General features: G+C 36.2%; 9 protein-coding genes, 2 tRNA genes and 2 rRNA genes. 11 read left to right on the forward strand and 2 right to left on the reverse strand.

The window, feature by feature from the left end:
- The 7 genes from FNN08_RS09880 to hemN all read left to right on the forward strand — a co-directional run.
- A 23S ribosomal RNA gene (locus FNN08_RS09880) occupies positions 1-118 on the forward strand; the annotation flags it as partial.
- Positions 119-247: 129 nt separating this feature from the next.
- Positions 248-362: ribosomal RNA gene (gene rrf / locus FNN08_RS09885) — 5S ribosomal RNA — on the forward strand.
- 34 nt (positions 363-396) lie between these two features.
- A tRNA-Tyr gene (locus FNN08_RS09890) sits at positions 397-481 on the forward strand.
- 775 nt (positions 482-1,256) lie between these two features.
- On the forward strand, positions 1,257-1,808 hold the full coding sequence (gene yihI, locus FNN08_RS09895) for a Der GTPase-activating protein YihI (RefSeq protein WP_143585306.1): 552 nt from the start codon (positions 1,257-1,259) through the stop codon (positions 1,806-1,808).
- A gap of 11 nt (positions 1,809-1,819) precedes the next feature.
- Positions 1,820-2,305: a DUF2489 domain-containing protein gene (locus FNN08_RS09900; protein ID WP_143585307.1), complete on the forward strand. Its 486-nt coding sequence runs from the start codon at positions 1,820-1,822 to the stop codon at positions 2,303-2,305.
- Positions 2,306-2,323: 18 nt separating this feature from the next.
- Positions 2,324-2,635 (forward strand): TraR/DksA family transcriptional regulator, encoded by a 312-nt coding sequence (locus FNN08_RS09905; protein ID WP_143585309.1) that lies wholly within the window; start codon positions 2,324-2,326, stop codon positions 2,633-2,635.
- Positions 2,636-2,751: 116 nt separating this feature from the next.
- Positions 2,752-4,134, forward strand: coding sequence for an oxygen-independent coproporphyrinogen III oxidase (gene hemN, locus FNN08_RS09910; protein WP_143585311.1), 1,383 nt, complete (start codon positions 2,752-2,754; stop codon positions 4,132-4,134).
- Here hemN and FNN08_RS09915 read toward each other — a convergent pair.
- Positions 4,131-4,670 (reverse strand): DUF1285 domain-containing protein, encoded by a 540-nt coding sequence (locus FNN08_RS09915; RefSeq protein ID WP_143585313.1) that lies wholly within the window; start codon positions 4,668-4,670, stop codon positions 4,131-4,133. The genes hemN and FNN08_RS09915 overlap by 4 nt on opposite strands.
- Positions 4,671-4,713: 43 nt before the next feature.
- Entirely contained in the window at positions 4,714-6,531 is a 1,818-nt protein-coding gene (locus FNN08_RS09920; RefSeq protein ID WP_143585315.1) for a diguanylate cyclase, read from the reverse strand.
- A 228-nt stretch (positions 6,532-6,759) separates the two neighbouring features.
- Between FNN08_RS09920 and FNN08_RS09925 the strand changes: the two genes are divergently transcribed.
- The 4 genes from FNN08_RS09925 (at position 6,760) to FNN08_RS09940 (ending at position 13,163) form a co-directional block, all read left to right on the forward strand.
- Entirely contained in the window at positions 6,760-7,827 is a 1,068-nt protein-coding gene (locus FNN08_RS09925; RefSeq protein ID WP_185962625.1) for a leucine-rich repeat domain-containing protein, read from the forward strand.
- A 213-nt stretch (positions 7,828-8,040) separates the two neighbouring features.
- Positions 8,041-8,116, forward strand: a tRNA-His gene (locus FNN08_RS09930).
- 277 nt (positions 8,117-8,393) lie between these two features.
- Positions 8,394-9,998: a sulfatase gene (locus FNN08_RS09935; protein ID WP_143585319.1), complete on the forward strand. Its 1,605-nt coding sequence runs from the start codon at positions 8,394-8,396 to the stop codon at positions 9,996-9,998.
- 120 nt (positions 9,999-10,118) lie between these two features.
- Positions 10,119-13,163, forward strand: a complete 3,045-nt coding sequence (locus tag FNN08_RS09940) for a response regulator (protein ID WP_143585321.1) — start codon at positions 10,119-10,121, stop codon at positions 13,161-13,163.
- Positions 13,164-13,227: the final 64 nt, after the last annotated feature.

The following is a 13,227-nucleotide window of genomic DNA, read 5'->3' on the forward strand; positions in this document are numbered from 1 at the left end:
CACTGGGACTTTGAGTCCCCTAAAGGGTCGTTGGAGACTACAACGTTGATAGGTCAGGTGTGTAAGTCCTGTGAGGGATTGAGCTAACTGATACTAATTGCCCGTGAGGCTTAACCATACAACACCCAAGCGGTTTTCGTTTGAGGCTGTATGGTCTGACAAAGAAAATGTGGAAACACATTCACGCATTAAAGAATACGACTTGAGTAAGTCATTAATACAGCTTTCAAAATTGTACATGTTTTTGTCTAGCGACAATAGCACTGTGGAACCACCTGATCCCATGCCGAACTCAGAAGTGAAACGCAGTAGCGCCGATGGTAGTGTGGGGGTTCCCATGTGAGAGTAGGTCATCGCTAGGCTCCTATTTCGAAATAACGCATTGCGTATTTCATTGGAGGGGTTCCCGAGTGGCCAAAGGGATCAGATTGTAAATCTGACGGCTCAGCCTTCGGTGGTTCGAATCCACCTCCCTCCACCATCATTATTAAAGCCTGCTTTCGAGCAGGCTTTTTTGTTTTCTAAATTTAATATTTGTATCAATCAAGAGGGTCAGATCAACTTGATTAGTGGGTACCGTCCCAAAAAGTGTGTCTGCCCTAATTTAATTCAAATAGTTTTACCCCATTAATTAAACAGTTCACTTGTAATAATTCAATTTATATTTTTGTAGGTTATTGGGTATAACTATGATTATATTTGTGAGACATTGACCATTGTTTTAATGGTGAATAACTAATCTATATAGTGTAAAGATAATTAAATCAATAGGTTATCTATGTGTTGTGTGATTTATTTATAAAATGTAATTTTAGTACATTGTAACTATTTGTAACTAAAGTAGAATTAATTTCAGTTACAGGATGTAGCTTTATATAGAAATCAAATTAACATATGGAATATCAAGTACGGACGCTAAATGGATTGCACAATGGAGTGCTAGTAAAAGGTTAGGATAACCTTAATACATTGGATAGTATGCCTTAACGGGCTTTATGGATAGACAATAAGGTGTCAGGAAGACCGAAAATAAAAAACAAAGTATGGAAACGTATCAAACGATAGGGATAGTGTGCAAGGATAGGTTCAGGGCTGGATATACCAGAACATAGACAAAAGAATTTGTCGAAGAAAGAGAGCATTTATTGCTCTCTTTTTTTTTGTTTATTTTTCTTGTAAGAATTTGATCAATAACTAACAGTTTTCCTTATTTTTAGCGTAAAATATAAGCAATTATATGTAACTTAAGAAAACCTATGTCACGCAAAAAAAAATCTCGTAAGCCAGGTTGGATAAACCTACCTAAAGCTGATAAAACTACAGTTGAAGAGAGAACTCCTAGAGCTCGTAAAAGTACGGGTAATAAAGCGGGTACTCGTCAGCAAGTAGCAAACAAGCCTCGTGTAGTTGTAGAAAATACACAACCTAAAGATCCGCGCATTGGTAGTAAGAAGCCAATTGATTTAGGTATAGCTACAAAGCCTGTTAAGAAAGAAAAAAAGCAGCCTAAAGATTCTCGTCCTTTAGTTGCGCCAATTAAAGTTGCTGATGATACAGAATTATTTGAGCAGGAACTATTAGCCATTGAGAATAATACAGAGCTGCAGCTTTTAGCTGAACGTCAAGAAGATGGTGAAGTGCTATCTGCAGAAGAGCAAGCAATGCTAACAGCTAGTTTAGAGCGTTATCAAGAGCTGATAAGCAAACTTGGTCTTGAAGATGAAGAAGAGATTGTTCAAGAAAGTGATGATGAAGATGAGCTTTGGAGCCACTTAGATAAAGATGACTTTTCAGATTTTAAAGAATAGGTACTAGTTTAATGGTTTGGTTTATTCTTGCTTCCATTATAATTTTTGTTCTTGCAGCTTATGCGGCATTTTTAATGTTCAAGTTACGTGAACAAAACCGTGTGCAACAGCTTATTAAAGATCAGCAAGAGCAAAAACAATTAACTCGAGACCTTAAGACAATCGATAGTATTGTGCTTATTAGTAAGGCCGTTAATGAGCAACAATGCGAGATCTCTGAAGGCTGTTGGCGTTTATCTGTTCTTATTGATTCAATGCCTGAGCATAAAGAAATTATGAACAGCAAATTTCCTGCTATATTTAAGTTATATAACGAAATCAGCCATATGCCGATTCTTGAGGCGAGAAAAGCCTTATCTAAAAAAGAGCGATTAAAGTTAGATTTAGAAAGAATGGGTATAGAGCAAGAATTAGAAGCACAGGTCTTAGCTGATGCAAAGCTGTTAGTTACTTATGCCAGCTCCATTAAAGAAGACTTAGAGCAAAAACAAAAATAAGCAATATAGAGGTAATTTATGTCTGAGCAATTAAAAAAAGAGTTTACCAATAGAATAATTGAATTACAGGCACGAGTTAGTTCTATTCACGGCGATTTTGCGCAAGGACGTGATGCTGACTGGGCAGAGCAAGCGAGAGAGCGTGAAAATGATGAGGTTTTAAACGCTCTAGAATCGGAAGCAAAAGTTGAGATACAAATGCTATCGAATGCTATTACTCGTATAGATAATGGTAGTTACGGTATTTGTGATACTTGTGGTGAAGATATTGCTGTTGCTCGCCTTAAAGTCCAACCAGCAGCCTTAAAATGTATTCAATGTGCTGACTAGAGCTGCTTTATTTTTGCCCGCCAATTGTTAACTGATTGCTAAATCATTGCGCCTGATCAAACTTTATTAGGCGCATTCTTTTATACTTGCTAGCTTAAGTTTAAAAGGCTCTTAATATGTCACAAATTCATCAACACTCTGAAATGTTTTCTCCAGAATTGCTAAACAAATATAATGTTAGCGGTCCTAGGTACACATCGTACCCTACAGCATTAGAGTTTAACGAAAACTTTTCTAATTCAGACTTGCTAGAAGCGATTGAGCAGTCTAACAATAAAGACCTTTCGTTGTATGTACATATCCCTTTTTGTCATAGTCTGTGCTACTACTGTGGCTGTAATAAGATAGTTACTAGGCACTCAGAAAAAGCTGATGAGTATCTGCAATATTTATTTAAAGAAATAGAGTTAAGAGCTAAATCATTTCAAGGCCATAATGTTAAGCAGTTGCACTGGGGCGGTGGTACACCAACGTTTTTAACTAAACAGCAAATTAGCTTATTAGTTAATAAACTTAAATCGGTATTCACATTTTCAGAGCAAGTGGAAATGAGTATTGAAGTGGACCCAAGAGAAATTGAGCTTGATTTAATGGACCACCTGGTAAATGAAGGATTTAATCGCCTAAGTATTGGCGTTCAAGATATCGATAGCAAGGTACAAAAAGCAATTAACCGTGAGCAATCGACAGAGTTCATCACCGACTTAGTAAAACGTGCACGTGAAGTTGGCTTTAAGTCAATTAACCTAGATTTAATTTACGGCTTACCTCACCAAACGGTTGCTACTTTCACTAATACCATGAAAGCGGTAAAGATTATGGATCCAGACCGTATATCTTTATTTAGCTACGCCCATATGCCAAGTCGTTTTGCCGCGCAACGTAAAATAAGAGATGAATGGCTACCTAATGCCGAGCAGAAATTTGAATTGATGCAATATGCAATAGAATCGTTTATTGAGCATGGTTATGATTTTATTGGTATGGATCATTTTGCCAAACCAACTGATGAATTAGCTATAGCTCAAAAAGAGGGCACTCTGCACCGTAACTTCCAGGGTTATACAACCTTAGGTGATTGTGATCTATTAGCTTTAGGCGTCTCATCAATCAGTGCAATTGGGCAAAGCTTCAGTCAAAATAGTAAAACCTTAAAAGAGTATTACCAAGCTGTAAGTGAGAAAGGTCATGCCCTTGAAAAAGGAATTGTGACTACTCAAGATGATGTTATTAGAGCCACAGTGATTAAAGATCTTATGTGTAACTTTAAGCTAGATAAACGTGCAATCGAGAAGCAATACGATATTAACTTTGCACAATATTTTGCTCAGGATTTAGCAAGTTTAGATACTTTTAAGCAGGATGGTTTATTAACCGATACTGATGATGAGATAGTTGTTGCTGCTAAAGGCCGTTTATTAATACGAAATATCTGTATGTCATTCGATATCTATATGAAGAGCAAACTTAATCAACAACGCTTTTCTCGAGTTATTTAATCGCTATAACGACCGATAATAAAATCTTGACCAGCACTAGTGAGTATTAATTGCTTTTGTTGGTCGCGGCTTTCTTCCTTAGCTATATCAACCCACTGATAAAACACATTACGATGCACACTGGCAAACAAGTTACGTCGTATTTTTACCGACAAATTTCCTTCACTATCGCATTCCAGTGGATGTTCATCACATAATAAAATTGAATCACCGAGATTAGTGGTTAACTTGATCGTAGCAGGACTTAAATCTTCGAGCCATTGCCAATTGGTAATAACAAAAGGTTTGTCTTCGACCTTTATTTTGATTTTTTCAACAGGGGTTACTAAAAAATAATCCTCCTCTTCTTTTTTGATCACAGAAGCGAATAGCTTAACTAATCTGAGGCGGCTGATAATGGAGCCATTATAAAACCAATCACCATTGGCTTTTATGACAATATCCATTTCTCCACAATAAGGAGGATCCCACAACTCAACAGGAGGGATTGATTGGTTTAATGATTTTAATTGTTTCGTAATGGCTTCTAGAGACATAACCAAGTCACTATTCGGTAAATAATCTAGCTACAACTATAGCCTACGCAGCGTAATGAGTAACTTTGTTTTTACCCTGAGTTTTAGAAATATACATAGCTTCATCTGATTTTTTAATGACAGCCTCTAAGTCATCACCATCAACCACTTCGGCAATACCAACACTTACCGTTGTTGAAAACTCAAAGTCATCAAACTTTATAACACAATCTTCAATCGACTTGCGTAAGCGCTCCGCTAAGTAATGCGCATCGCCAATGCGATTATTATGACAGCCAATCATAAACTCTTCGCCGCCAATTCGGCCACAAAAATCACTAGCGCGGATGATTTCTCGAGTAAGCTCAGCAAAAACCTTTAAGGTTTCATCACCAGCAGGGTGACCATACTGATCGTTGATTTGCTTAAAGTTATCGATATCAAAAGCTATAAAAGATAAAGGCTTATTTTGGCGAGATGCTTGAGCTATGGCCATCTTAGCAAGGTTCATGAAAGCTCGACGATTTGGCAAATGCGTAAGCATATCGGTTCTGGCTTCAAACTCTGCTTGCTCTTTCGCTGTTTTGAGCATTTGATTTTGCTCTTTAACTTGTTCTTGTAGCGCGTAAGCCTGTTGGTAAGCATCTGTGATTGTATTTTGATCTTCTAGTGAGCCTTCAAAATAATGAGTACGAGCTTTGCAATACATAGCCCAAATTAAACAAGTTAACTGTGCAACCATACCAATTGTAGGCAAGAAGACTAGGCCGTAAGTTGGCTTTATCCAACCCCAAGCTTGTAAGTTAGTCACCATTAGTGTGATAAAAAATAATATTTTTGCCAACACCATAGTCGACATTTGCTTTTCGCCTAATACACCACAATAAATTGCTGTAATGATTGCAACAGGGAAAATAAATATTGCTAACTGTTGTATTTGCATCGCTAAATCATGGAAACCAATAATTGCTAATGGTAAAGCGGCTAATACCAAAGTTAGGGTTAAATGCAGTAGCTTGTCGGCTTTAATTGAATGATAAGCAGCGTTACTATATGCACGTATAAATTGCACACCTGCTGCCATCATTACCACCATCGAAATAGTACCTAAAGGATGGTAATCAAGATTCGGAACATATAAGTTTAAAATGCCCGTAGTTAAACCTAAAACCGGTATAGAACTTACGGCAAATAAGCTATACCAAATAAAGAACTTTTCTTTTAAAAATCTATATAAAACTATACTTGCAATGGCTGAAAGCAGGGTAAAGCTAATCACCATACCAAAAATTATGTGCTCTATATTTGATGCTTTTACTAATGATTTAGTCGACCAAATACGAAAAGATGAAAACCTTGGTGTTGCAATATCGCTGAAGGTTTCAAGGAGCACTTCTTTACTTTCACCTGGCTGCAAACTTAAAGGTATGCTTAAACGTGGGGTTGCTATTGCGCGGTTATTGCTAGTTTTTCTAATATCAGATTCTTTGGTGATAAATTTATTGTTACTTAAAAAAGTTCTTGCATGTAAGTACACAGTAGAAGGTTGAATAAAAGGATATTCAAAATTCACTTCGATGGCTTGCTGTGTTGGGTTCTTAAGGATCACTCGAGTCCATACCGACCCTTCTACCTTTCCTAGCCATGAGTTTTCATTATTTAAATCTGAAACCGATTTAAAAGCGTGAGATTGAGAAACTTGTAATACACTTAATTCAGAATCCTTATCTACTAAATATTGAATAGATTGATGAATTGAAGTGCCATCTTCACTGCCATCTACAAGTACTGTTTTTACATTAGATTCAGCCAAACTAGCATTAGAAACTAACGTTAAGATGAAAAAAGAGAGTAGTGTTGTTATGTTTTTGAAAAATGTCATATTAGTTTATAAATCTTCCAATTAAAGGCAAATTCCATCTGCAACCTATTACTTTAAGCAAGTAACTATCCTTAATTCTTTTATTATTTTTTTTGATTTGTCCAATTTAGCAGATTTTTTAACAAAAATGTAACTAACTATAAGAACATAATTGATTTTTTTACTATAGTTAACTTTAGGGGAAGGAATGCATTTCCTGAATACCAATATACTTATGCAAGGATGAGCATGAAGAATAATGCCTTAAAAATATTTCTGCTATTTATTTTAGCTACTTCACTCAATGGTTGTGGTGGAGGTAGTTCAAGTAAACCTGAAGTCATGGTTGCTGATCTTGATGGCGACGGTATTGCAGATGATATCGATCCAGATATAGACGGCGACAATGTTAATAATGACGATGACGCTTTCCCTTTGGATAGTAGTGAAACCTCAGATTTAGACGACGATGGTGTAGGTGATAATTCTGACCCAGATATTGACGGCGATGGTGCTGATAATGAAGATGATATGGACCCCCTTGACCCAAACTTCATTGCACATAAATTGAATTCAATAACTTTTTCAGATAGTAATTTAACCGATTGCTTAGCTCTTACTTATCCAGGGGACACATTAATTAATGAGATTAAAGTTGTTGATTGTCCAAATAAAAACATTAACTCTTTAGATGGTATTGATGAACTTGTTTTTATTGAAAACCTAATGATTTATAACAATGGGTTAAACGATCTGACTCCTATATCAAGTCTTAATAAATTAACCTTGTTATACATAGGTAATGCAGAGTTTGGCGGAGTGAAAAGTAATATTACAGATTTAACTCCTTTATCCAACCTCCACGCTCTAATAGAACTCAGATTTACTTATAGTGACGTTACTTCTATAACTGCACTTAAAAACCTTACTAAATTACAAATTTTATTTTTAAATAAAAATAAAATCAGCGACATTTCGCCACTATCTGATTTACAGCAACTACAACAATTGTTTATCAATGAAAATGTAATTGCGGATCTTACTCCCTTATCAAATTTAGCTAATTTGAATGTTTTAGAGTTTAGTCAAAATTTAGTAAACGACTTAACTCCGCTCTCTGGCTTAACATCATTAGTAAATTTAAACGTGAAAGAAAATAATATTACCGATGTTAGCACTATACTAAATTGGCCCAAGCTTCCGACAAAACTTAACTTAGAAGGGAATATAATTGCTTGTGCTGATGATCAAGCCTTGATAGATAAAGCAAATACCCAAGGAACTACTTATATAGCTGCAACATTTACATGTACTTAACGCTAAATAAGATTAGATTTCAACATTGCATTAACATTGAGTTGTTCCAAATCAGAGCGAAACCATAGCAGCAGATAATTCTTGAATTATTTATAATAATTATGCAAATTCATCTTGAAATGATCGCTATATCTAATATAAAATCCGCGCACTGTTTCAAATTGAGGCGGTAAACACGCAACACCCGTATGTATTGCTATACATATATCAGTGGTGGCTATAGCTCAGTTGGTAGAGCCCCGGATTGTGATTCCGGTTGTCGTGGGTTCAAGTCCCATTAGCCACCCCATTTTTCAAACACCTTAGTAGGTGTTTTTTTATGCCTGATTTTTATTGAAAGCACGACCGAATCACTAGTGATTCCGACTCTTGTTAACCGTGAGGTTCAAGTCCCATTAGCCACTTCAACTTCCCTAGTTTCAAAAATATGAGCTTATACTTATCAATTATTTCTTTAATTAACATAAAGTTATTAACTATGGTTATGGCAGATGTAGGTTGCGTGTCAGATTAACCATATGATATTTTTTAATAATATCTATAAAAATAATAAGAGAAAATATTTAATGTTAAAGTCGAATTTTCTAAATCTGGCTACAAAACTTATTGCTATATCAGTAGTCTTTTTTAGCTGTTTTTCTGCTGTAGCGCTTGAGCAAGAATCTAAAAAATTAAATTTTCTGGTATTTTTAGTCGATGATTTAGGGAAGATGGATTTAGGTATAGAAGGAAGTAATTTCTATGAAACTCCACATATAGATAAGCTTGCAACTAAAAGTATGCGCTTTACAAATGGTTATGCAGCGGCACCTGTGTGTTCACCATCAAGAGCATCTATTTTATTAGGTACTTATCCGGTTCGTCATGGTATTACAGATTATCTTGGTGTTAAAACAGGCACTAATTGGAAAAGGAATACTAAATTACTTCCTCCTAGTATTAGTAGTGGTTTACCCAAAAATGACATCTCTATTGCAGAAGCTATGCAACAAGGCGGTTATAAAACATTTTTTGCTGGTAAATGGCATCTTGGTAAGAAAGGCTCTCTGCCAGAAGATAGTGGCTTTGATATCAACATTGGTGGCCATCATCGGGGCTCGCCTCCTGGTGGTTACTATTCGCCTTATAAAAACCCTAAAATGAAAAATGGTAAATTGGGAGAATCACTAACATTAAGGTTAGCTCAAGAAACTGCAGACTTTATTGAGCAAAATAAAACCCAACCTTTTTTTGCTTATCTCTCTTTTTATGCTGTCCATGGCCCAATACAATCAACAGAACCGTTATGGAAAAAATATCAAAATAAAGCGGTAAAACAAGGGTTACATGAAAAGCGGTTTAAGTTTGATCGAACTAAAAGCGTACGACAAGTCCAAGATAACCCTATTTATGCAGGCATGATGGAAACCCTCGATAATGCTGTTGGTTTAGTTTTAAATAAATTAAAAGAAACGGGCCAAGATAAAAATACGGTAATTATTTTTACCAGTGACAATGGCGGTGTTTCATCGGGAGATGCATTTGCCACATCATCATTACCATATCGCGGTGGTAAAGGGCGTCAATGGGAAGGAGGAATACGTGAACCGTTTTATATTTATACTCCGCAGCTAACCAAGAAAAATCAATTATCTGATGTGCCAGTAATTGCTACAGACATTTATCCTACCATTCTCGACTTAGCAAAACTGCCTTTATTACCTAACCAGCATAAAGATGGCTTAAGTTTGCTACCTTTGTTAAACAATCAAAAATCTTTAGGCAAATTAAATGAACGTAATTTATTTTGGCATTATCCTCATTATGGTAATCAAGGTGGTGAACCATCAAGCATAATTCGTTCAGGGAATTGGAAGCTAATTCACTATTATGAAGATGGTCGTGATGAGCTTTATAATCTTGAACAGGATATTTCAGAGCAAAATGATCTTGTTGCTATTCAAACCGAAAAAGCTCAAGAATTGCGAATGCTATTAGATGGCTGGCTAAAAGAAACGGGTGCACTTACTCCTGTGATAAACCCTAATTTTGATGCTGAAAAACATGCCAAAGAATTGCATCAAGCAGAAACTTCGAAGATGAAGTGGCTCGAATCTAAACATGCAAAATATTTAAAAGCGGATTATATTCCTAATAAAACATGGTGGGATAGCAAGATCCCTAAAGACTGATAAATGTCTTTAAATTGCACAATCTTGAATAAAACTAGAGTTTTAATTGCTATAGGATTATATTAGTCATATCAATAACTTATTTTAAAATAACTTAAAGTTGGTACGGATGCCTATATTTTGAATATTTCGTTTCTTAAAAACCTGAACTTTCGTAATAAAATTGTCTTAGGGCTTGCTCTGCCTTTGATCCTCATATCGGCGGTTTCACTTTTTGTTTATAACAGCATAAATAAGCAAGCAGAGACTGCTGATTGGGTTGAGCATACGCACCGAGCAATTGCCGATGGCCGTGAAATTCTTACATTGCTTATCGATATGGAAACCGGTGAACGAGGATTTTTAATCACAGGTAATGAGGACTTTTTAGAGCCTTTTTACCGTGCCCAAAAAGAATGGGATAAAAAATTAACAAGCCTAAAGCAACACGTTAGTGATAACCCTTCACAGGTGAAGCGTTTGGATGAAATTGCTCTGTTAAAAGTTCAATGGATTGATCAAGCTGCCAATATAGAAATAACTGCACGAAGACAAGCGAGTAATGAGCAACAGATTGCAGACATTATTGCCCTTATTGAAAATAAAACAGGTAAAAAAATAATAGATCAAATAAGGTCTATCCAGAAGCAATTCATAGTTGAAGAGCAATCTTTAATGGCCAAGCGCCAACAAGAGGCTAATCAGGCCAAAAACCTAACATTAGCAGCGATAATAGTCGGTACATTATTAACCCTAATTATTGCGGTATTTTTTGCTTATTTATTGGCATCTGGCATTCTTCATAATTTAAATAAATTAATTACTGGTACAAAAGAAATATCTGCAGGTTACTTAGATACTCAGATCAGGGTTACCTCAAAAGATGAATTTTTTATATTAGCAAATGCATTCAATAAGATGACAGCGTCGCTAAAAGCATCAATCAAAGAAGTTGAAGCCTCAGCGCAAGTCAAAGCCGATTTTTTAGCAAATATGAGTCATGAAATACGAACCCCAATGAACGCCATTGTGGGAATGAGTTATTTGGCTTTACAAACCAATTTAAATCCCAAACAAGCCGACTATGTAAATAAGATCCATAGCTCAGCAAATGCTCTGCTAGGTATTATCAATGACATTTTAGACTTGTCAAAAATAGAGGCAGGTAAACTTGAAATTGAAGCTGAGCCATTTTTCTTGGATGAAACATTAAAGCTATTAGTACAAACCATTTCTCATAAAAGCGAGGAAAAGGGGTTAGAAGTGCTAATTGATTTAGATTCAGAGCTACCTCAGGAACTCATTGGCGACTCTCTTCGTTTAGGCCAAATACTCATTAATCTCACCAATAACTCTATTAAATTTACCGAACAAGGAGAGGTAATCATAAGAGTTAAGGAGCTTAGTCGAGATGATAAAAATATCACTGTAGAGTTTTCTGTTTGTGACACCGGCATAGGTATGACTGAAGAGCAACTAGGCCGTTTATTTCAATCCTTTAGTCAAGCAGATGCTTCGACGACAAGAAAGTACGGCGGTACAGGTTTAGGATTAGCTATTAGTAAAACCTTAACTAATATGATGCAAGGTGATATTTGGGTTGAAAGTACTTATGGAGAAGGTAGCCAATTCTACTTTACTGCAACGTTTGGATTAACAAATGAAAGTAATAGCCTAACCAATACCCTAAAAGAGAACCTAATAGACTTACCTGTACTAATTGTTGATGACAGTGTTGCTGCTAGGGAAATTCTGTTTAATCTTACCGAGAGTTTAGGATTTAAGCCTGAACTCGCTTCATCAGGCAAAGAGGCGTTAGAAAAGCTTACTATTGCAGAAAAGCATAATACCCCATTTAAACTGGTCTTTGCTGATTGGAAAATGCCAAACATGGACGGTATTCAATTAGGTGAGATAGTCACTAGCGATGACTTTTTAGCTACACCTCCTAAATTTGTCATCATCACAGCTTATGATCGTGACGTGATGCTAAAAAACGCAGGACATATTAAATTAGATGGCTCTTTGACTAAGCCTGTATCAGCATCTACCTTACTCGACACCACATTGAAAGTGCTCGGTCAGAAAGGCCTTCTGCTTGATAATAACCAAGTAGGGCAGTTAGATCTGAATGTAGTACAAGACATTATAGGCGCTGATATTTTATTGGTAGAAGATAATGAGATTAACCAACAAATTGCTGTTGAATTATTAGAAATGGCAGAGTTGATTGTTACTGTTGCAGATAACGGCAAAATAGCGGTAGAAGAAGTTGAAAGCAATGCTTTTGATGCGGTTTTGATGGATATTCAAATGCCGGTTATGGATGGTTACACAGCAACTAAAGAAATTAGAAAGAATGAAAAAAATGCCTCTCTACCTATTATCGCAATGACAGCTAATGCAATGAGTGGCGATAGAGAAAAGTGCATTGCTGCAGGTATGAATGAGCATTTAGCTAAGCCTATTAATCCACAAGAGATGTACCAAACTCTTGCAAAGTGGGTTAAACCTACAGGTAAAAGAAGCTCGCAAGATATAGCACCACAAACTGATACTGAACAAGTAGACTTATCGTCATTATCAGAGTTTGATGTTGAGAGTGCACTTTTAAGAGTGGCTGGCAATGTGCAAGCCTATAGAAAAATCCTTAAAAAAGTGGTTAATTCAGAAGCCGACGCCGTTGTACGTATCCGCCAGGCTCTTGCAGAACAAGATTATGATACAGCTATTTTAATCGCTCATAGCTTGAAAGGTTTAGCTGGTAATATTGGTGCTACTTTTGTAGTGCCTAGTGCACAACAGTTAGAGTTACTATTTAAAGCTAAGATTGAGCAAGATAGCGAGTTAGTCATAGATGAAGTTGAAGAACTCCTAGTTGAATGTGAGACTCAATTAAATGTTATGGTAAGCGCCATAGAGAACGACCAACAACAATTACAAGCGCCGGTTAAAACAAAAACATTTGATGCTGATGTTATTGCTCAATTACTTAATCAATTGAAGGGAAAAATTGCTAGCTTTGACTCATCGGCAGGAGAGACCTTGCAAGAGATTCTCAGTTATCTTGATGCCGAGCAGATATCGGATGTGGCAACGAAACTAACCAATGCGTTAGAGGCTTATGACTTTGATGCTGCAGTGCAGCTAGAGCAAGAATTTGAACAAGAGTTAAGTGCTAAATAACACAAATAAAATAGCCACTAAAAATAGGTCTTTAGTGGCTAAGAATATTAAATCAATCAGTTTT

Origin of the sequence: Thalassomonas sp. M1454 (assembly GCF_007097525.1) — a bacterium.
Taxonomy (GTDB): domain Bacteria; phylum Pseudomonadota; class Gammaproteobacteria; order Enterobacterales; family Alteromonadaceae; genus Thalassotalea_A.